Source organism: Amycolatopsis alkalitolerans (assembly GCF_006152065.1).
GTDB lineage: Bacteria > Actinomycetota > Actinomycetes > Mycobacteriales > Pseudonocardiaceae > Amycolatopsis_E > Amycolatopsis_E alkalitolerans.
Window position 1 is genome coordinate 1 of sequence record NZ_VDFW01000043.1, and the last position, 19,835, is coordinate 19,835.

Annotated in this window: 15 protein-coding genes and 1 pseudogene; 10 read left to right on the forward strand and 6 right to left on the reverse strand. The window is 71.4% G+C overall.

What is annotated here, in order from left to right; genetic code table 11:
• Window positions 1-90 precede the first annotated feature (90 nt).
• Window positions 91-537: a CBS domain-containing protein gene (locus tag FG385_RS30785; RefSeq protein WP_139100318.1), complete on the reverse strand. Its 447-nt coding sequence runs from the start codon at window positions 535-537 to the stop codon at window positions 91-93.
• A 230-nt stretch (window positions 538-767) separates the two neighbouring features.
• Complete coding sequence (locus FG385_RS30790) at window positions 768-1,949, reverse strand: APC family permease (protein ID WP_235022900.1); 1,182 nt, start codon at window positions 1,947-1,949, stop codon at window positions 768-770.
• A gap of 112 nt (window positions 1,950-2,061) precedes the next feature.
• Here FG385_RS30790 and FG385_RS30795 point away from each other — a divergent pair, with 112 nt between their 5' ends.
• The 3 genes from FG385_RS30795 (at window position 2,062) to FG385_RS30805 (ending at window position 4,153) form a co-directional block, all read left to right on the forward strand.
• Window positions 2,062-2,814 (forward strand): arsenate reductase/protein-tyrosine-phosphatase family protein, encoded by a 753-nt coding sequence (locus tag FG385_RS30795; RefSeq protein ID WP_139100320.1) that lies wholly within the window; start codon window positions 2,062-2,064, stop codon window positions 2,812-2,814.
• The gene (locus FG385_RS30800; protein WP_139100321.1) at window positions 2,811-3,188 is read left to right on the forward strand and encodes a VOC family protein; all 378 of its coding nucleotides are present in this window, start codon (window positions 2,811-2,813) and stop codon (window positions 3,186-3,188) included. The genes FG385_RS30795 and FG385_RS30800 overlap by 4 nt, the downstream gene beginning before the upstream one ends.
• A gap of 74 nt (window positions 3,189-3,262) precedes the next feature.
• Window positions 3,263-4,153: a 2OG-Fe(II) oxygenase family protein gene (locus FG385_RS30805; RefSeq protein WP_139100322.1), complete on the forward strand. Its 891-nt coding sequence runs from the start codon at window positions 3,263-3,265 to the stop codon at window positions 4,151-4,153.
• An 8-nt stretch (window positions 4,154-4,161) separates the two neighbouring features.
• Here FG385_RS30805 and FG385_RS30810 read toward each other — a convergent pair whose 3' ends face one another.
• A complete protein-coding gene (locus FG385_RS30810; protein WP_200834742.1) occupies window positions 4,162-5,025 on the reverse strand; it encodes a phytanoyl-CoA dioxygenase family protein in 864 nt (287 codons plus the stop codon).
• Between the two features lie 101 nt (window positions 5,026-5,126).
• Here FG385_RS30810 and FG385_RS35370 point away from each other — a divergent pair.
• The 6 genes and pseudogenes from FG385_RS35370 to FG385_RS30840 form a co-directional block, all read left to right on the forward strand.
• Window positions 5,127-5,237, forward strand: a pseudogene (locus tag FG385_RS35370) (adenosine deaminase); the annotation flags it as partial.
• A 179-nt stretch (window positions 5,238-5,416) separates the two neighbouring features.
• Entirely contained in the window at window positions 5,417-6,526 is a 1,110-nt protein-coding gene (locus tag FG385_RS30820; RefSeq protein ID WP_139100323.1) for an ABC transporter substrate-binding protein, read from the forward strand.
• A gap of 175 nt (window positions 6,527-6,701) precedes the next feature.
• Entirely contained in the window at window positions 6,702-7,367 is a 666-nt protein-coding gene (locus tag FG385_RS30825) for an ABC transporter ATP-binding protein (RefSeq protein WP_235022901.1), read from the forward strand.
• Window positions 7,367-8,143 carry an ABC transporter permease gene (locus FG385_RS30830; RefSeq protein ID WP_139100324.1) on the forward strand — a complete coding sequence of 259 codons (777 nt, stop codon included), beginning with the start codon at window positions 7,367-7,369 and terminating at the stop codon, window positions 8,141-8,143. The genes FG385_RS30825 and FG385_RS30830 overlap by 1 nt, the downstream gene beginning before the upstream one ends.
• On the forward strand, window positions 8,140-8,958 hold the full coding sequence (locus FG385_RS30835) for an ABC transporter permease (RefSeq protein ID WP_139100325.1): 819 nt from the start codon (window positions 8,140-8,142) through the stop codon (window positions 8,956-8,958). Before FG385_RS30830 ends, FG385_RS30835 begins: the two co-directional genes overlap by 4 nt.
• A 4-nt stretch (window positions 8,959-8,962) precedes the next feature.
• Complete coding sequence (locus tag FG385_RS30840) at window positions 8,963-10,600, forward strand: ABC-F family ATP-binding cassette domain-containing protein (RefSeq protein ID WP_139100326.1); 1,638 nt, start codon at window positions 8,963-8,965, stop codon at window positions 10,598-10,600.
• A 30-nt stretch (window positions 10,601-10,630) separates the two neighbouring features.
• Here the strand turns inward: FG385_RS30840 and FG385_RS30845 are convergent, their stop codons facing one another.
• Both FG385_RS30845 and FG385_RS30850 read right to left on the reverse strand, forming a co-directional pair.
• Complete coding sequence (locus FG385_RS30845) at window positions 10,631-11,962, reverse strand: Rieske 2Fe-2S domain-containing protein (RefSeq protein WP_139100327.1); 1,332 nt, start codon at window positions 11,960-11,962, stop codon at window positions 10,631-10,633.
• 209 nt (window positions 11,963-12,171) lie between these two features.
• Window positions 12,172-13,509 carry an MFS transporter gene (locus tag FG385_RS30850; protein WP_139100328.1) on the reverse strand — a complete coding sequence of 446 codons (1,338 nt, stop codon included), beginning with the start codon at window positions 13,507-13,509 and terminating at the stop codon, window positions 12,172-12,174.
• Window positions 13,510-13,578: 69 nt separating this feature from the next.
• Between FG385_RS30850 and FG385_RS30855 the strand changes: the two genes are divergently transcribed.
• Complete coding sequence (locus FG385_RS30855; RefSeq protein ID WP_139100329.1) at window positions 13,579-14,013, forward strand: MarR family winged helix-turn-helix transcriptional regulator; 435 nt, start codon at window positions 13,579-13,581, stop codon at window positions 14,011-14,013.
• 6 nt (window positions 14,014-14,019) lie between these two features.
• Here FG385_RS30855 and FG385_RS30860 read toward each other — a convergent pair whose 3' ends face one another.
• The gene (locus tag FG385_RS30860; RefSeq protein WP_139100330.1) at window positions 14,020-19,497 is read right to left on the reverse strand and encodes an ATP-binding protein; all 5,478 of its coding nucleotides are present in this window, start codon (window positions 19,495-19,497) and stop codon (window positions 14,020-14,022) included.
• Window positions 19,498-19,835 lie beyond the last annotated feature (338 nt).

Genomic DNA, 19,835 nt, shown 5'->3' on the forward strand with positions numbered 1-19,835 from the left:
ATCTTCGGGACCCGCTCAGACGCGATCAACAGATAAGCCACCACAAACACCACAACCGCCACCACGGTGCTCATCACACCGCCCCAGCCGTCAGCGTGGGTTGAGCGCCAGCTCCAGCAACCGGGACGCGGTGATCACCCCGACCAGCTCGCGCCCGGCCAGCACCGCGACCAGGGGCGAGCGAAGCCGCGCCATCAGTGCCGCGACCTCGACGATCGTGTCGTCGGCGTGCACGGTCGGCAGCTCGCTGTTCTCCGCGGGCAGCAACGCCTTGACCGTCTTGCCGGCCAGCTTGTCGGCGACCCGGTCGGCCATCGACTCCGACAGCACCCCGGCCAGGGACGGATCGTCCTGCACGTACGTGGGCACCAGGAACCGCACCACCTGCGAGGCGGGCAGGACCGAGCACGGGCACCCGGAGGGGTCGGTCACCACGATGCCCGGCAGCCTGCGGTCGGCCAGCAGCCGGGCGGCCTCCAGCGCGTCCGAGTCCATCGCGACGACGGGGAACTCCTCGGCCATCTGCGACGCGTGCATACCGGCAGAGTACGACCAATCGGTCAGGCACGCGCCGGCTGTTGCCACAATCTTGACGCGAGGTCACCGCGTCGAACACCACCGGCACCCGCACACTCCCGCCGTCGCCGAGCTGCCCAGCCCCGGTTCCGGGGGTGGGATGCCGACCAGACTTCCCGGCGCGCCGTAGGTAAACATGCCGCAAAGACCCGGGCGAGGCAAACCTGCCACGCGGCGACGTGACCGGCGCCTCAGGCCCGCCGCACCGCCGCCCGGCCGGCCAGCCCGATCGCGAACATGATCACCCCGGCGAGCACGGACTGCCAGGGCAGGGTCGCGACCAGCACCAGGCATCCCGCCACGCCGAGCAGGTTGAGCGCGCGCGGCCACCGGCGCTGCCCGGCGGGCTGGGTGAACGCGGCGGCGTTCGCGATGGCGTAGTAGATCAGCACGCCGAACGAGGAGAAGCCGATCACCCCGCGCAGATCGACGGTGGCCACCAGCGCGCTGACCACGACGGCGAGCGCGATCTCGGCGTGGTGCGGGACCTGGAACCGGGGATGGACCGCGGCCAGCCACCGCGGCAGGTCGCCGTGCCGCGCCATCGCGAGGCTGGTGCGGCCGATCCCCGCGATCAGCGCCAGCAACGCGCCCAGCGCCGCGAGCGCCCCGCCGACACGCACCACGGGCGCGAGCCCGCCGGCACCGGCCGCCTGCACCGCCGTGGTCAGCGGCGCGGCGGACGCGGCGAGCCGCGCCGGCCCCGCGGCCAGCAGGACCGCCACCGCGACCACGAGGTAGACGGCCACCGTGATCAGCAGCGCGATCGGGATCGCGCGGGGAATGGTGCGCCGCGGATCGCGGACCTCCTCCCCCATCGTCGCGATCCGGGCGTAGCCCGCGAAGGCGAAGAACAGCAGCCCGGCGGCCTGCAGGATCCCGTAGCCGCCGCCGATCGCCGGCCAGCCGCCGAGGTTCTCCGGACCGGCCCGGCCACCCGCGGCGATACCGGCGACTACGACCGCCAGCGCGGCCAGGCTCGTGGCGACCAGGATGCGGGTCAGCTGCGCGGTTTTCGTGACGCCCCGGTAGTTCAGCGCGGCGAGCGCCAGTACGCCGGCGACCGCGACCACCCGCTGCGCCCACCAGGGTCCGGGCACGGCGTAGGAGGCGAAGGTGAGCGCCATCGCGGCGCACGAGGCGGTCTTGCCGACCACGAACCCCCAGCCCGCCGTGTAGCCCCACCAGTGACCGAGCCGCTCGCGGCCGTAGATGTAGGTCCCGCCCGAGGTCGGGTACGCCGCCGCGAGCTGCGCGGACGCGGTGGCGTTGCAGTACGCGATCACGGCCGCGATCGCCAGGCCGATCAGCAGGCCGGTGCCCGCGGCGCGCGCGGCGGGACCGAACGCGGCGAACACCCCGGCGCCGATCATCGAGCCGAGCCCGATGACGACCGCGTCCGCGGTGCCCAGCCGCCGCGCGAGTGGACCGGACACCCGGCCACCTCCCTAGTCCATCAAACTATTTTGATGTATCCTGCTGGGCATGACCTTCCCGGGTCAAGCCGCCCCAGCCTTCGTCCGCCTGGCCGCGCATCCGGTCCGGTGGCGGCTCCTGAGCGAGCTCGCCACGAGCGACCACCGGGTCCGGGAACTCGTGCGGTCGCTCGGCGAGCCGCAGAACCTGGTCTCCTATCACCTGCGGCTGCTGCGTGACGGCGGTCTGGTGACGGCGCGGCGCAGCAGTTTCGACGGCCGCGACAGCTACTACCACCTCGATCTCGAGCGCTGCGCGGACGCGCTCGCCGCGACCGGTGCCGCGCTCCATCCCGCCCTCCGGCTCGCGCCGCCCGCGCCCGCGGGCCGGCCTCGCGTGGTGTTCGCGTGCACCGGGAACAGCGCCCGCTCCCCCATCGCCGAGGCCCTGCTCCGGCACCACACCGGCGGCCACGCCGAGGTCACCAGCGGCGGCAGCCACCCCAAGGAGCACCTGCACCCGGGCGCGGTCCGGGCGCTGCGCGAGCGCTACGGGATCGACGTCGCCGGACAGCGGCCGCGCGGCCTGGACGGGCTGACCGGCCGCCGCTTCGACTACGTGATCACCTTGTGCGACAAGGTCCGGGAGGTCTGCCCGGAGTTCCCCGGCCGCCCGCGGCTGGCGCATTGGAGCATTCCCGATCCCGCCACGGAAAAGGGCGGCTACCGGGCTTTCGCGCGCGCCGCCGCCGAGATCGACACCCGCGTTCGCCAGCTGCTTCCGGTGCTCGCGAGCACGACCGAACAGGAGGTCCGACCATGACCGAGCAACTCGCCGGAGTCCGCTACGTCGTCGAAGACGTGCAGGCCGCCGTCGACTTCTACACCAAGCACCTGGGCTTCACGGTGCGGCTCAACGCCGCTCCCGGGTTCGCCGACGTCGTCCGCGGGCCGCTGCGGCTGCTGCTGTCCGGCCCGGCCAGTTCCGGCTACCGCGCCACGCCCGCCGACGCGGCCGTCGCCGGGCGCAACCGCATCCATCTCACGTTCGACGATCTCGACGCGGAGATCGACCGCCTGCGCGCCGCCGGGCTGTCCTTCCGCACCGAGGTCGTGAGCGGTCCCGGCGGGCGCCAGATCCTGGTCGCCGACCCCGCCGGCAATCTCATCGAGCTGTTCCAGCCCGCGGTGCGCTAACCTGGGCAGGAGATCGGGTATCTACCAGCCAACGGCGGTATGGCGGCCCTCCGACGCCCTCGCTGGAGCAGCCCATGAAACCCGCCCCTGTCCCCGTCCTCGATCTGGCCACCGCGACCGGTGCCGAGCTGGTCGCCGGGCTTCAGTCGTCCTCGTGCGTGTTCCTCACCGGGATGGCCACGTTCGGCGCCGACCTGGCCGCGATGCTGGCCTCGGCGCGCGCGTTCTTCGCCTTGCCCGAACGGGAGAAGTCGCCCGTCCGCTGGGACGGGACCGGTCCGTGGCAGGGCTGGCAGCCGGTGTACGACAGCGGTCCGGCGGCGAGCCCGATGGAGCGCTTCGAGCTCGCGCTGCCGGATCCGGATCCCTTCCCGGATGCCGACGAGTGGGCCGGCGCGTTCGGGCAGTGGCCCGGGCATCCGGCCGAGTTCAGGTCCACCTGGGCGCGCTATTACCGCACGATGCGGGAGCTGGCGAACCACCTCGTCACCGAGCTCGCGAAAGCGCTTTCCGCACCGGCGGCGGACCTGCCGGCGTGGACCGCGCGCCAGCATTCGAACCTGTGCGTCAACCACTATCTGGCCCAGGCCGAACCACCGGAACCCGGCGCGATCCGGTCCGGCGCGCACACCGACATCGGCGGGATCACGTTGCTGTGGGCGGAGAACAACCCCGGCGGCGGGCTGGAAGCACGGCTGGACGGCGCGTGGGTTCCGGTCGTGTTCCCACCGGACGCGTTGCTGCTGCAGGCCGGGGACCTGCTGCGCTGGTGGTCTGGCGGGCTGATCCCGGCCAACGAGCACCGCGTGATCAACCCGCGCCGCGCTCCGGACGTCGAGCAGACCGACCGGTACTCGGTGGTGTTCTTCCACCATCCCGATCTCGACGCCCCGGTCGGCCCCGCCGCCACCGCGCGGACGCACGTCATGCGGCGGCAGCAGGACTCCTACACGCTGCCGTCCTGAGTAGACGGTCAGCGAGCGGCGTTCTTGAGGAACTGCCCGGCCTGCTCGCTCGCCCGGTTCCCGCCGAAATACCCGCCGCGCACATGGCGGCGCGTGGTGTTCTCGTCGGTGGCCCGCGCGGCGGAATGCCACAGATAGGCGTCGTGCAGGATGATGTCCCCGCGTTCGGTGTACACCGGGATCTCACCGGGAACCGCTTCGAACCGCATGGGCATCTCGTAGGGCGGTTCCACATCGGAGTAGCCGCCGGCGGGTTTCGCGTCCGGCGGCACTTCGATGTCGTTGACGTTCTTGTACGGCGCCGGGGTGGCCCACTGGTGACTGCCGGGCACCACGCGGAGGAAGCCGTTCGCGGGTGAGGTTCCGTCAAGGTGGAAGGTGAACGCGGTGGACGGCCAGATGTCCAGGCTCGGCGCGGACTGCCAGTCCGAATGCCAGCCGATGCGGCTGTACCCGGATTCCTTGCCGGGCCTGGCATCCTGGTACACGATGCCGAACCGGCTGCCCTCGCGCAGCCACGCGTCCTCGCCGAGCAGCCGCCGCAGCACGGCGACGAGCGCGGGATGGGTGGCCGCCTCGCGGACCGCGGGCGAAAGCTCGTTCACGAACTCCACATAGTTCGCGAATCGTTCGGCTTTGGCGGCGTCGTCGAGGAACACCGTCGAGCCGTAGCGTTCCGGCAGCTCCCGCGCCACGACTTTCCGCTGGGCGTCGACACATTCGGCTTCCATCCGGTCCGTCAGGTCCACGCTGAAGACCCCGCGCAGCACCACGAACCCGTTGTCCCGGTAACACAGTTCGAGAGAATCCATCGTGGCCTGGTCGAGCACCGGCCCGAAGACCGCGGCCTGGGCGGCGGGAAGAATCGGCATGCCTTTCAGTATGCGCAACGAATTCCGCCCGGACCGGACCGCCGATTCATTTAACGTGACCGACACACGCTTTTTCTCCCGCCGCGCCTATCGTCGTCGGTATGACCGGTCGTTCACTGCGAGCGCTGCCGAAGGCCCGCCTGCACGTGCACCTGGAAGGCGCGATGCGCCCGTCCACGCTGGCCGATCTCGCGCGCCGCTACGGGATCGAGGTGCCCCCGACCCGCGGTTACGGATCGTTCACCGAGTTCGTCGGCCAGTACCGGGCCGCCTGTGCGGTGTTGCGGACATCGACGCCTGGCTGTCACACGGCTGAAACCGGCGCGACGCTCGCGGAAACGTGCCGCCCCTACGCTGCACGCCCAGACAGCCGATCCACACAGGAGTGTTCATGCGCCCATCGCCCCAGCTTTCCGGTCCCGTCCTCGGCAGGCGACGCCTGCTCCAGCTCGGCGGTCTCGGTGCCGCCACGCTCGGCGCGGGCGCGCTGCTTTCGGCCTGTGGCGACGGTTCGTCCGCGAGCGGCTCGGGCGGCGGCTTCGGGGATCTGTCGATCCAGCTGTCGTGGATCAAGAACATCGAGTTCGCCGGCGAGTACTTCGCCGACGCCAAGGGCTACTACAAGCAGGCCGGGTTCGGCAGCGTCAACCTGATCGCCGGCGGCTCCGCCGGGACGAGCGCCGAAGCCGCGGTGGCCACCGGCAAGGCACTGGTGGGCCTGTCCTCACCGACCATCACCGCGCCGGCGATCATGAAGGGTGCGCCACTCAAGACCATCGCCTCGACGTACCAGAAGAACCCGTTCTGCATCCTTTCGCTCGACGCCAAGCCGATTCGCGACGTGGCGGCGCTCAAGGGCAGGAAGATCGGCGTGCAGTCGGGCGGCAACACCACGATCTTCAACGGTCTGCTCGCCGCGAACGGCATCGATCCCTCGGCCCTGTCGATCGTGCCGGTGCAGTACGACCCCACGGTGCTGACCACCGGAGAGGTCGAGGGATACATGGCCTACACCACCAACGAGCCGATCCTGCTCGCGGGCAAGGGCGTCAAGACCGCGGTCCTGTCCTTCGCCGACGCGGGCCTGCCGTTCGTGGCCGAGACGATGGTCGTGAGCCAGAGCGCGATCGACAACCAGCGCGACAAGCTCAAGGCGCTGCTGGTCGCCGAGATCAAGGGCTGGACCGGCGCGGTGGCCGACCCGCGGCAGTCCGCGACCTACGCGGTGACGCAGTACGGCAAGGACCAGAACCTCGCGCAGAACGAGCAGGAGCAGGAGGCCGGCGCGCAGAACAAGCTCGTCGTCACGCCCGACAGCGTCAAGAACGGGCTGTTCACGATGACGGGCGCGCTGGTCGAGGAGAACATCAAGTCACTGGAGGCGATGAAGATGCCGGTGTCCGCGGACAAGCTCTTCGATCTGTCGCTGCTGAGGGAGGTCTACACCGAGCACCCGGAGCTCATCAGCGCGTTCGCCGCGGCGGCAGGCCCGGCGAAGTAGGGAGGAGGGGGCGTGTCGCAGTCACTCACCGCACCGGCCGGTACGGACGGGTCCACCCCGGCCGCCACGGGAATCAGCTTGCGCGGGCTCGGAAAGACGTTCTCGCTAGGCCGTCGCGAGGTCCTCGCGCTCACCGAGACCCGACCTGTCCAGCGAACGCGGCGAGTTCCTGTCGCTGCTCGGGCCGTCCGGCTGCGGCAAGTCCACCATCCTGCGCATCCTCGCCGGGCTGGAGACCCCGACGGCCGGGGCGGTGACCGTGGACGGGATGAGCCCGGCCCAGCTGCGGCGCGAGCATCATCTCGGCATCGCGTTCCAGGACCCGGCGCTGCTGCCCTGGCGGAGTGTGCGGACCAACATCCGGCTGCCGCTCGAGGTGGCGGGCTTGCCGGTCGACGCCGGGCTCATCGACGAGCTCATCGATCTGGTGGGGCTCGCCGGGTTCGAGAAGGCCAGGCCGGCTCAGCTGTCGGGCGGGATGCGCCAGCGCGTGTCGATCGCGCGGGCGCTGGTGGTCAAACCGTCGGTGCTGCTGCTGGACGAGCCGTTCGGCGCGCTGGACGATATGACGCGGCAACGGCTGAACCAGGAGCTGCTGCGCATCTGGACGGAGAAACCGGCCACCACGCTGATGGTCACGCACGGCATCGCGGAGGCGGTGTTCCTCTCCGACGTGGTCGCCGTGATGTCCCCGCGGCCCGGGCGCGTCGTGCGGACGGTGCGGATCGGGCTGCCGCGGCCCCGGCATCCGGAGATCCTGCGCACCCCCGAGTTCCACGCCTACCACGACGAGCTGTCCGAGCTGCTGTTCGGGCACGGCGAGCAGGCGGCGACGGACTGATGGGCAGGCGCTTCGGCGGGGTCGCCGGTGCCGTCCTGATCGTTCTCCTGTGGACGGTGCTCGCGCTCACGGCGTTCCGGGCCAGCGGCGCGGTCCCGACCCCGCTCGCGGTACTGCGGCAGTACGGCACCGACGGGTTCGCCTTCTACTGGCACAACATGAGCGTCACCCTGCGCGGCGCGCTGCTGGGCTTCGGCTGGGGCAACGCGCTGGGCATCGCGATCGCGCTGGTGGCGTTGTTGCTGCCCCGGTTCGAAGGCGTGGCGGCCCAGCTCGCGGTGATCTCCTACTGCATCCCGCTGACCGCGATCGGCCCGGTGATCCTCGTCGTGCAGGGTGGCCGCGCGCCGACGGTGTTCCTGGCCGGCATGTCGGTGTTCTTCACGACGCTGGTCGGCGCGCTGCTCGGGCTCAAGGCGGCGGACGAGACCTCGCTGGACCTCATCCGCGCCTACGGCGGCGGGCGATGGCGGCAACTGGTCAAGGTGCGGATCATGGCGGCGCTGCCGGCCACGTTCGGCGGGCTGCAGATCGCCGCGCCCACGGCGTTGCTGGGTGCGATCCTCGGCGAATACCTGGGCGGGGTGGACAACGGGATCGGGGTGGCGCTCACGGCTTCGCAGCAGTCGTACCAGGTCGCGCGGACCTGGGGCCTCGCCCTCGCGTGCGGGGTGGTCGCGGGCGCCGGGTATCTGGCGATCGGCTTTCTCGGGCGGCTGCTGACCCCGTGGTCGGGACCTTCGCGGCAGGCTCTCGCGCAGGGAGGTGGGGCATGACGGCGCCGGCCGAGCGGTCGCACGCCATCGCGCGGGCCACGTGGTCGCTGCTGTGGCCGATCGCGGTCGCGGTGGTGATCATGCTCGCCGCCTGGGTGGCCTATCTCGGGTTCTTCCACGTGGACTCGTCGGTCGGCAAATCCCCCGCGGCGGTGTGGCAGTACCTGGTGACCTCCCCGGGCGCCGCCGGGCACCGGGATCTCGTGTTCGGCGCGCTCGCGAAGACGCTGGCCGACGCGGCGCTCGGCTACGTGAGCGGGCTCGTCGCGGCGGTCGTACTTGCCGTCGCGTTCGTCCTTTTCGGACCGCTGGAGCAGGCCTTCCTGCCGATCGTGATGCTGGCCCGGTCGGTACCGCTGGTCGCGATGACCCCGGTGGTCCTGCTGGCGTTCGGCCGCGGCCCGGCCGGGGTCGCGGTGATCGGCGGGATCGTCGTGTTCTTCCCCGCGATGGTGAACGTCGTGCTGGGCCTTCGCGCCACCTCGCGCGAGGTCACCGAACTGATCCTCGCCTACGGCGGCAACCGGCTCACGGTCGTGCGGAAGGTCGCGCTGCCCTCGGCGATGCCGGCCCTGTTCGCCTCGGCGCGGATCTCGGTGCCCGCGGCGCTGATCGGCGCGCTGGTAGCCGAATGGCTCGCCACGAGCGGCGGGATCGGCGGCGCGATCCCGAACGCGATCGGCGGGTTCGACTACGACCAGGTGTGGTCGGACATCGTCGTGCTCACCGGCGCCTCCCTGGTGATCTACACCGCGGTCGCCGTGGTGGAGTCGACGGTCCTCGCGACCCGCGGGTTCGGCGCCCGGCATCATTGAGGCCGTGAGTGCCACCCTTGTCGCGAAAGACCTGGCCGCCGGGTACGGCGACCGCACCCTGTTCTCCGGCCTCGATCTCGTGGTCGCCCCTGGCGAGGTCATCGGGCTGGTGGGGGTGAACGGCGCGGGCAAGTCGACCCTGCTGCGGACGCTGGCCGGCCTGGTGAAACCCGAGCACGGCGAGATCAGGGTGACCCCGCCGGCCGCGACGGTCGGGCATCTGCCCCAGGAGCCGGACCGGCGGCCCGGGGAATCCGTGCGCGCGTTCCTCGCGCGCCGCACCGGGGTCGCGGCGGCGCAGGCGGATCTCGACGCCGCGGGCGAGGCGCTCGCCGCCGGGGCCGATGGGGCGGACGACCGCTACGCCACCGCACTCGATCGCTGGCTCGCGCTCGGCGGCGCCGATCTCGACGAGCGCACCGGTGGCGTGGCCGCCGAACTCGGGCTGACCGTGGACCTCGACCAGCCGATGACCTCGCTCTCGGGTGGGCAGGCGGCCCGGGCCGGACTCGCGTCGCTGCTGCTGAGCCGGTACGACGTGCTGCTGCTCGACGAGCCCACGAACGATCTCGATCTCGACGGGCTGGCCCGGCTGGAGCGGTTCGTCACCGGGCTGCGCGCGGCAACCGTGCTGGTCAGCCACGATCGCGAGTTCCTCGCCAGGACGGTCGACCGGGTGCTGGAGCTGGACCTGCCGCAGCAGCAGGTCCGGCTCTACGGCGGCGGTTACGAGGCCTACCTGGAGGAGCGCGCGGTCGCCCGCCGCCACGCCCGCGAGCGGTACGAGGAGTACGCGACGACCCGCGCCGGGCTCGAGGAGCGGGCCCGGACGCAGCGGGCCTGGATGGAGAAGGGCGTGAAGAACGCCCGCCGCAAGGCCACCGACAACGACAAGGTGGGCCGCAAGTTCCGCGCCGAGGCCACCGAGAAGCAGGCGTCGAAGGCGCGCCAGACCGACCGGATGATCGAACGGCTCGACGTCGTCGAGGAGCCGCGCAAGGAGTGGGAGCTGCGGATGGAGATCGCCGCCGCCCCGCGCGCCGGTGCCGTCGTGGCGACGTTGCGCGGGGCGGTGGTGCGGCGCGGCGGGTTCACGCTCGGCCCGGTGGACCTGCAGATCGACTGGGCGGACCGGGTCGCGATCACCGGCGCGAACGGCGCGGGGAAGTCGACGCTGCTGGCCGCGCTGCTCGGCCGAGTGCCGCTGGAGGAGGGCACGACCGCGCTCGGGCCGGGCGTCGTGGTCGGCGAGGTCGACCAGGCGCGGCGGCTGTTCCTGGGCGAGGTGCCGCTGGCCGACGCCTTCGCGCGCGAGGTCCCCGAGCTGACCGGGGCGGACGTCCGCACGCTGCTGGCGAAGTTCGGCCTGAAGGCCGCACACGTGCTCCGCCCGGCGGCGACCCTTTCCCCCGGCGAACGAACCCGCGCGGCGCTCGCGCTCCTGCAGGCACGCGGGGTGAACCTGCTGGTCCTCGACGAGCCGACCAACCACCTGGACCTCCCGGCGATCGAGCAGCTGGAGTCCGCTTTGGACGGTTATCCGGGAACGCTGCTGCTGGTCACCCACGACCGCCGCATGCTCGACGCGGTCCACGTGACGCGCCGCCTCGAAGTCGCCGGAGGCAAGGTCGCCGAGCGGTGAGTGCTACCGCGTCGTGCCGCGACCTCCAGGTCAGTCCCGCGGTTCGGCGGTCAGCATCGCCTCCTGCACGACCGGATCGTCGTCCGTACCCAGGACGCGCCAGTCTTCCCCGTTCTCCAGGATCTTCTCCGCGGAGCGGATTTTCGAGAAGTCGTGCCCCGGCGCGGCCAGCGCGGGCGGTTCGGCCCCGTCCGCGAGGCTCTTCGCCGCCTTGAGCAGGATGGTGCGCATCCGGATCACCGCCCGGTCGCTGGTGCCCAGATGTTCCCGCGTGCGGTCGTAGACCGGGCCCATCGATTCGGTGACCATGAAGTCCTGCGAGACGAAGTCGCGCACCCCGCTGTAGGTCTCGGTGCGCTGGACCTCCCGGTCGATCCGGTAGTCGTTCTCGGCGGTGTACTCGCGCGGGGTGATGCCACTGCGCGGGTTCATGAACGGGGTGTCGAACGGCACCGAGGAGAACAGGGGCGCGCCGCCGTACCCGTTGGGGTTCCGGTCGATCTGCGAGGTGAAGTTGTAGCGCCAGCAGTTCTCGTCGTCGATCGGGACGACCATCAGCTGCCGCGTCGTGAACGGGTTCGACGCCACGATCGTGGTGTAGGGCACGCAGTAGTCGGTGATGCGGACGTAGGCGTTCTCGTTGGGCGTGACCCGGATGGCCGCGTACCGGTAGCCGTACCACGTGTCGTGCACCTCGAGCCGTGGCGCGCCGTCGTGCTGCCAGAACTTCCACGCCATCGCGTTCGAGGGATAGCCCGGTTTGTCCGAGCCGTCGTCGGGAATGTCTGCGGCGCCGTTGTACTGGTGCAGGAACGAGATATGGGAGCTGTCGAGGTTTCCCTCCATCGTCTGCACCCAGTTGCACCTGGCGAGCTGCTTGCGCGCGTACACGCGTTCCGGCGGCAGGGTTTCGGTGCCGAAATCGCGGAACGGCGTCACGGTTTCGGCCGGGCCCAGGTACGCCCACACGATCCCGCCCGATTCGTGCACCGGATACGACGTGAGCCTGACCCGGTCCTTGAAGGTGCTGGTCGCCGGTTCGCTCGGCATGTCGACGCAGGTGCCCTCGGTGTCGAACTTCCAGCCGTGATAAGGACAGCGCAGCCCGCGTTCCTCGTTGCGCCCGAAATACAGCGACGCCCCCCGGTGCGGGCAGGCCTCGACGACCAGGCCCACCTCGCCGTTCGTATCCCGGAACGCCACCAGGTCCTCACCCAGCAGCCGGGTCCGCACCGGCGGGCAGTCGGGTTCGGGGATCTCCATCGAGAGGCACGCCGGCGTCCAGTACCGGCGTAGCAGCTCGCCCATCGGCGTGCCCGGCCCCACCCGGGTCAGGATCTCGTTGTTCTCCTCGGAGAGCATCTTCGACCTCCCTGTCGACGACGGGACGACGCGGCGGTCTTTCGATGCTATTCCCGGGATTCGCGCGGTGATGACCGGCCGAGTCGACCTTTTCGCGCGATGGCAACGTCGCCGGGAAACGCCACCCTGAATCGGTCAGGAATGGTATGGTCCGCCGCGTCATTCGTCGTTCCCCCAGACGTTCGCGACCCTTGCGTGCCCGGCACGCCCTACGGGGCCTCGGTCGTCATGGCCGGACCGGCGCGGACCACCACGGCCGCCTCCTCGTCGCGGGCGCGGCGGGTCAGCGCGCCGGTGTGCGCGATCAGGACCGCGACGCCGGAGATCACGGTCATCCCGGCGAGGTACACGCCGATCATGAACGAACTGCCGGTCGCGGCGAGGATGCCGGTGGCGATCATCGGCGCGAACGAGCCGCCGACGATCCCGCCGACCTGGTAACCCAGCGAAGAACCGCTGTAGCGCACGTTCGTCGGGAACAGGTCGCTCATCACCGCGGGCAGCGGCGCGTACTGGGCCACGTTCGAGGTCGCGCCGAACACGCAGGCCAGCAACGCGACCACCCAGATCTTGGTGTCCAGCAACGGGAAGAGCAGCAACGCGGCCGCCACCTGCACCGCGGTCCCGATCATCATCGTGCGCAGCCTGCCGGACCGGTCCGCCACCAGCCCCGCCCACAGCATCGCGAACATCTGCACGAAACTCGCGACGATGCCCATCAGCAGGATGTCGTTCCGGCTGAACCCGTCCACCTTCGGCCCGTACGACAGGGTGAACGTCAGCACCGTGTAACCGATCGCCGGCGAAGCGGCGGTCGCGAGGATCGCGATCAGCACACCGGCCGGGTACCGGCGCAGCAGATGCAGCAGCGGGACGCGGGCGGGACCGTGGCGTGCCGCCTTCGCGAACAACGGGCTTTCGGTCAGCTGCCGCCGGATCACCAGGCCGTACACGACGAGCGCGAGGCTGGCGACGAACCCGATCCGCCAGCCCCAGTCGGTGAACCCCGCGCCGGTCAGCCAGGACAGCAGCAGCATCATCAGGTTCGACAGGATCGCCCCCGCGGGCACCCCGAGTTGCGTGGCCGAGCCGTACAGCGCGCGGCGCTTCGGCGGCGCGTGCTCGACGGCCATCAGCGCGGCGCCACCCCATTCGGCGCCGACGGCCAGCCCCTGTACCAACCGGAGCACGACCAGCAGCACCGGCGCGGCCAGGCCGATCTGCGCGTAGTTGGGCAGCACGCCGACGAGCACCGTCGAGGAGCCCATCACGACCAGCGACAGGATGAGGATGCGCTTCCGCCCGATGCGGTCGCCGAAGTGCCCGGCGATCATGCCGCCGACCGGCCGGGTCAGGAACCCGACCGCGAACGTCGCGAACGAGCCCAGCTGGCTGACCACGGGGTTGCCGGACGGGAAGAACTGCGGGCCGAAGACCAGCGCGGCCGCGGCGCCGTACAGGAAGAAGTCGTACCACTCGATCGTGGTGCCGATGAAACTCGCTCTCGCGACCTTGCGCGCCTCGCGCGTACCGACGGACTGCGTCATCGAAGCCTGCCTCAATGTCAGGGTTCCTGATGTGAACTAGATAGCAGGATTCCTGATACGGTGTCAACCATGAGCCGAGCTGATCTTCCGACCCGTACCGCCTACCTGGTCAAACAGCTCGAACTGGCGATGCGGGCCAGGCTGGACGCGGCGGTGCGTCCCTACGGGCTGACCACGATCCAGTACACGGCGCTCGCCGAACTGCGCCGGCATCCGGGCCTGTCCTCGGCGCAGCTCGCGCGGCGCTCGTTCGTCAGCGCGCAGACCATGCAGGAGCTCGTCGCCCGCCTCGAACTCCAGGGACTGGTGCGGCGCAAGCCGTCCGGACGCAACAAGCGCGTCCTTCAGGCGAGCCTGACCGCCGAGGGGCAGCGGATCCTGGCCGAGTCCGACGGCGAGGTCGACGAGATCGAGCGGGACATGCTCGCCGATCTCGACCCCGACCAGGTCACCGCGCTCCGCCACGCGCTGCGGCTGTGCACCAGGCGGCTGCTCAAGGACTGACCGCGATCACGCGCGTGCCAGCCCGGCCTCGATCGCCTCGATGATCCGCGGCCGGAGCCGGCCCGGTTCGATGATCGCGTCGACCGAACCGACCTCGACGGCACGCTGGATGCTGTGCACGCCGTCGAATTCCGCGGCCACCTCGCCCAGCTTCTCCGCCCGCACCGACGCGCGCGCCTCCTCCAGCCGCGCGGCCAGCGCCGCCCGCTCGCCCCCAGTCGCCGCGGCGACCTGAGCCTGCAGCCCCGCGACTCGCGGATCCTTGGCGGTGCGGGCGTTCACCTCGGCGGCGAACACGACCGCCGCCGCGGGCGCGCCACCGATGACGGACGCGAACGAACCGTCGACCGCGAGCACGGTCATGTTCGGGTTGAGGGCCTTCGAGAACACCACGAACGCGCCACCGTGGTACCGCGAGATCACGCAGAACACGATCGGGCCGCGGAAGTTCACGACCGCGCGGCCGATTTCCGCGCCGTACTCCAGTTGCAGCTTGCGCATCGACTCCGGCGAGCCGTCGAACCCGGACAGGTTCGCCAGCACGACCAGCGGCCGGTTCCCGCTCGCCGCGTTGATCGCGCGCGCCACCTTCTTCGACGAGCGCGGGAACAGGGTGCCCGCAGTGTAGGCGTCCGGCCCGTCGCTGGGCGGGAAACCGCGCCGTGGCACGGAAAGCGACTCGATGCCCACCAGGCACACCGGATGCCCGCCCAGGTGCACGTCGGTCACCACCGCGGTCTCGGCGTCGGCCATCCCCGCCCAGCGCTCCAGGATCGCGTGGTCCTGATCGGCCACCGCGCGCATCACCGTCCGGATGTCGAACGGCTTCTTGCGGTCCGGATTGGACTCGCGCGCGAAGATCTCGCCGACGGTGCGGAAGTCCGTGCCCGTCACCGCGTGCGGGTACCCGGAGACGTCCCGGTCGACCGGGTCGGTCGTCACCGCGCGCCGCGGCCCGCTCTCCCCCGGCGCGACGTAGGTGTGGTCGTAGTGCGACATCAGCACGTCGCGGGCCCCGGCGAGGTCGGCGGCCCAGTACTGGGCCTGCCCGTTCGGTCCCATCACCCGGTCGTACCCGCCGATGCCGAAGTTGTCCTCGGCGGACACCCCGCCGGAGAAGTCCAGTGCCTGCTTGCCGGTCAGCACCATCGCCGAATCCGGGGTCATCACCAGGATTCCCTTGGTGTGCATGAGCATCGTCGCTTCGGCGTTCCAGTACGGCTGGGCCCCGACGTTGATCCCGGCCACCACGATGTTGATCTCGCCACCGGCCTGGGTGAACCCGACGATGCGCCTGAGCGCGGCCGCGATCCAGTCCATGTTCTCCACCCCGGAGTCCATGGCGATCTTCGCGCCCGCGGACAGCGCGAACCATTCCACCGGCACGCCCATCCGCTCGGCGAGGTCCAGTGCGGCGATGATCCGGGTGCATTCCGGCTCCGCCAGCGCGCCCAGCGCCCGCGTCGGGTCACCGAGCAGCACCACGCGCGTGACGCCCTCGGGGTGGCGCGTGGTCGGCGTCGCGACCACACCGGCCACAATGGACGCCTTGTTGAGCCCCTTCAGCCGCTCGACGGGCACGAGCGCGCCCTTGTCGTCCAGGTCGTACTCGGTGAACTTCCCGCCGGGGCCCGAAAGCATCCCGGTCAGCTCGTACGGGTACACGGTCTCGCGGCGCCGCGCGCGCAGCACCTTCTGGTCGTAGTCGTCCAGCGGCTGGATGAGCTCCGCGGGCGGGTCGGTCAGCCCGATCCGGACGCCGGAACCCAGATCGTAGGAGATCCGCACGGCGATTTCGCGCAGTTCCCCGGTCGCCCGGTCACGACGGCGGCCGAGGAACAGGACCTCCTCGATCCCCGCGCCCGCCGTGGTCGGCACGACGCGCCGCGCCACCGCGTTCAGCTCGTCGACGGTCAGCTCGCTCGGCGGCCACACGTAGATGAAGATCCGGTTGGTGTCGAACCGCTTCTTCGCGGGCACCGTGGTCCGGGCCTTGCGGATCGCGTCCAGGCACGCCTCGAGCGCGCCTTCCACCGCGGGCAGCGCGATCAGCCGGTCTTCCGAATCGCGCAGCGGGGTCAGGTCGCGTACCTGCGCCATCGCGACCAGGCGCTCGTCGGCGGGGTTCGTCGGCGCCACGCACCGGAACAGGTGCACGTCCTCGTCGGCCGTGGGCAGCCGGGTCCGGTCGAAGTTCGCGAGCCGCTGCAGGTTCAGCCGCCGCGCGATCATCGGGTGCAGGCCGCGGATCAGCTGGTCCTCGGCGAACTCGCCGCCGGTGCGCCGGAACGTGAAATGGTGGTGCATCGCCGCGCCGCTGCGGCCGGCGACCGTCGTGGTCACCCGCTGGACCTGCGGCGGCAACGGCACCGACGCGAGCGCCTCGCCCAGTCGCGCGGACATCTCTCCGGCGTCCCCGGGCTGGTCGGGCCACGTCAGGTACAGATCGGCGGCGACGTCGGCACCGGCCGCGGCCTCTCCGATCGCGCGGAGGGCGCCGGGCAGCCCGGTGAACTCGGCCGCGGTCGCCGCGAGGGAGAACCGCGTCCCGTCGAGCTCGTACTCGGCGGTGAAGAAGGTGTGCCCGCCGATGGTGAAGCAGCGCGCCTTCTCGGTGCCACGGTTGGCGTAGTAGCGGCGGGACAGCACTTCCAGCAGGGGCCCGAGATCCGCGCCCGCCTGACCGATCCGCTGGCCCGCCAGCCGCACCAGCGGCTCCGGGCTCGCGACCATCGCCGCGATCCGCTCGGCGCGATCCGGCGCGCCGGGATGCCGGTCGAGGTAGCGCAGGTGGCCGCGAACCCTGGTGTAGACCTCGGCCCGGTTGCGCCGCAGCATCGGCTGCGCGAACCACCGGAACACCACGCTGCGCGCGAGATCGGACACCACCGGGAAACGCAGCTGGGTCGCGAGGATCAGGTGCTCGAGCGCGTGCCCGGCGTCCTCGCGCAGCCCGTTGGCCGGTGGGGGCTCCGAAAGCCACCGCTGCAGCAGGGTGGTCACGATCCGCGCGTCCGCGGCGGCGCGCCCCTGGGCGAGGAAGATCCGGAAGACGGCCTCCTCCAGCTCGGGGGTGCGGTCGAGCCCCTCGACCCCGTAGTAGGCCAGTACCTTGGCCAGCCGGTTCTGGAACGTCTCGGACAGCCCGGCGCGCTCGACGTCGAGGCTTTGCAGGTAGGCGTGGAAGAACTCGCGCGGACTGTGCACCCGCGTCTGCGCCTTCGTCTCCTCCCCCGCCGGCCGGTTGCGGGACAGCTCCGACAGGTCGGCGAACACCTGCAGCAGCGCGACCTCCGCCGCGAGCGGCGGCCTGGCCAGCTCGTCGCGGGCGGCGAGGTAGTTGTTCAGCAGGCGCCCTTCGTCGCTCGGGTCGACGTCGAACCCGAGCACCATGCCGCGCAGGTCCTCCTGCCCGCGAGCCGCCCGGTCGGCGGCGGAGACCCCGGCGGGTTCGGGCGGCAGTTCGAGATCCACCCCGGCCTCGGTGCCCGCGGCCTCGGCGGCCGCGTCGCCCACCGGCTCCAGCCGCAACAGCGGCGCGCCGGTGCCGACCTGGCTGCCGACCGAGACCACGCATTCCCGCAGCCGCGCGCGGAACGGGGCCCGCAACACGGTCTCCATCTTCATGCTCTCCAGCACGAGCACCGGGGCGCCCGCTTCGACCTCGTCGCCCACGGCGAGGGGGATCGCCACCACCAGCGCGGGCGCGGGCGAGCGCACGACGCCGCCCTCGTCGCGGCTGACCCGGTGCGTGACGCCGTCGACCTCGACGAGGTGGATCGGACCGTGCGTGCCCGACACGAGCCGGTGCCGCCGGCCGTTCACCACGATCTGGCCGGTGTGCTCGTCGAACCGTTCGAGCTCGACGTCCACGCCGAAGACCTGCTCGCCGGTGGCGACCGCGACCCGGAACCGCGACCGCCCGGTACGGGCGACCGTGACGCGGTAGCCGGCGCCGCGCAGCTTCAGCTCGATCGCGCGGCCCACCTCGTGCTGCACCTGCGGGCGGCCGCCGTGCGCGGTGGACAGCAGCCGTTGCCGCTCCACCTCTTCGGCGTCCTCGTACGCCTCGATGGCCGCTGCGGCGAGCGCGACCCCGGAATGCCGGGTGGAGACGAGCCTGCCCTCCGCGCGCACCCGGTCGATCCAGCCGGTGTCGGCGGCGCCGCTGATCACCTCGGGCTGCTCGAGCAGGTCCAGGACGAAGCTCTTGTTCGTGGTGCCGCCCTCGATGATCACCGTGGTCTGCGTCATCGCGCGGCGCAGCCGGGCGAGTGCCTCGTCGCGGGTGCGGCCGTAGGCGATGATCTTCGCGATCATCGAGTCGAAGTCGGCCGGGATGGTGTCGCCCTCGCTGACGCCGGTGTCGACCCGGATGCCCGGGCCCGCAGGCAGGTCCAGCAACTCGATGCGGCCCGGCGCGGGCGCGAAGTCCCGGTCCGGGTCCTCGGCGTTGAGCCGCGCCTCCACGGCGTGCCCGAACTCCGCGGGCGGCTCGCCGTCGAGCCGGCCGCCCGCGGCCACCTGCAGCTGGGCCTTGACCAGGTCCAGGTCCGTGGTGGCCTCGGTGATCGGGTGCTCGACCTGGAGCCGGGTGTTGACCTCGAGGAAGGCGAACAGCTTCTCGCCCGGGTGGTACAGGAACTCGACCGTGCCCGCGCCGCGGTAGTCCACGGCCAGCGCGAGCCGTTCGGCGGCCGCCTTGAGCTCGCGCACCTGCTCCGGCGCCAGCACCGGCGAAGCGGACTCCTCGATGATCTTCTGGTTGCGCCGCTGCACGGAACAGTCGCGCACGCCCAGGGCCCACGCCGCACCCTGGCCGTCGGCGATGACCTGCACCTCGACGTGCCGGGCGCCGGTCACGAGACGTTCGAGGAACACCACGCCGCTGCCGAAGGCGCGCTCGGCTTCGAGGCTGGTGCGCTCGTAGGCCTCGGTGAGCTCGTCGTCCGAGCGGATCACCCGGATCCCGCGCCCGCCGCCGCCCGCGGTCGCCTTGAGCATCAGCGGGTAGCCGATCTCGGCGGCCTTGGCCAGCGCCTCGCCGAGGTCCGCGACCGCGCCGCGGCTCCACGGCGCGACCGGCACCCCGACCTCTTCGGCGATGAGCTTCGCGCCGATCTTGTCCCCGAGCCGCCGCATCGCGTCGGCACTCGGGCCGATGAACGCCACCCCGAGCTTGTCGCACAGTTCGGCGAAGGCCGGGTCCTCCGCGACGAAACCCCAGCCGACCCACGCCGCGTCGGCCCCCGTCTCCAGCAGCGCGCGCTCGAGCACACCCAGGTCGAGGTACGGGCGCGCGGACGCGGGCCCGAGGCAGTAGCTCGAGTCCGCCTCGCGGACGAAGGTGGCGCCCGCGTCGGCGTCGGTGTAGAGCGCCACCGTCTCGACCCGTGGGCCGCCCTCCGCGTTCAACTCGCTGACGGCGTTGATCAGCCGCATCGCGGCCTCTCCCCGGTTGACGATGGCAACCCGATGAAACACTGACCGATCCTCACAAATGTCCGACGCCACTGAAGCGGGCGGCCCCGCTGCGCGCGGGATGGCTGTCTGCCCAGGTGCAGCCTGTCGCATACCGGCCGGTAACGCTTCGTCGGGCACGCCACGTCCTGAGCCCCTGTGTTTGTGGGGTTCCGCCAAAAACGGCCCTTCCGGTGACTTGCGCCACGCGACCGCCGGAGGACCACAGGGTGGTGCGGCCAAAGATGTCTTTGCGCGCGGGTGTGTTTGTTTGCCAGGGTGCTGAGTTGGCCCTTGGCGTCGCTGAGTTGGCTCGGGGCGTTATCGAGTTGGCCGGCCGCTGTCGCCTAGGGCAAAGTCAG

Coding starts and splice junctions, on each gene's coding strand:
- FG385_RS30845 (WP_139100327.1), bottom strand. CDS start 11,962: ATGCTCTCCGAGGAGAACAACGAGATCCTGACCCGGGTGGGGCCGGGC.
- FG385_RS30855 (WP_139100329.1), top strand. CDS start 13,579: ATGAGCCGAGCTGATCTTCCGACCCGTACCGCCTACCTGGTCAAACAG.
- FG385_RS30785 (WP_139100318.1), bottom strand. CDS start 537: ATGCACGCGTCGCAGATGGCCGAGGAGTTCCCCGTCGTCGCGATGGAC.
- FG385_RS30850 (WP_139100328.1), bottom strand. CDS start 13,509: ATGACGCAGTCCGTCGGTACGCGCGAGGCGCGCAAGGTCGCGAGAGCG.
- FG385_RS30795 (WP_139100320.1), top strand. CDS start 2,062: ATGACCTTCCCGGGTCAAGCCGCCCCAGCCTTCGTCCGCCTGGCCGCG.
- FG385_RS30800 (WP_139100321.1), top strand. CDS start 2,811: ATGACCGAGCAACTCGCCGGAGTCCGCTACGTCGTCGAAGACGTGCAG.
- FG385_RS30820 (WP_139100323.1), top strand. CDS start 5,417: ATGCGCCCATCGCCCCAGCTTTCCGGTCCCGTCCTCGGCAGGCGACGC.
- FG385_RS30830 (WP_139100324.1), top strand. CDS start 7,367: ATGGGCAGGCGCTTCGGCGGGGTCGCCGGTGCCGTCCTGATCGTTCTC.
- FG385_RS30835 (WP_139100325.1), top strand. CDS start 8,140: ATGACGGCGCCGGCCGAGCGGTCGCACGCCATCGCGCGGGCCACGTGG.
- FG385_RS30790 (WP_235022900.1), bottom strand. CDS start 1,949: ATGATCGGCGCCGGGGTGTTCGCCGCGTTCGGTCCCGCCGCGCGCGCC.
- FG385_RS30805 (WP_139100322.1), top strand. CDS start 3,263: ATGAAACCCGCCCCTGTCCCCGTCCTCGATCTGGCCACCGCGACCGGT.
- FG385_RS30810 (WP_200834742.1), bottom strand. CDS start 5,025: ATGCCGATTCTTCCCGCCGCCCAGGCCGCGGTCTTCGGGCCGGTGCTC.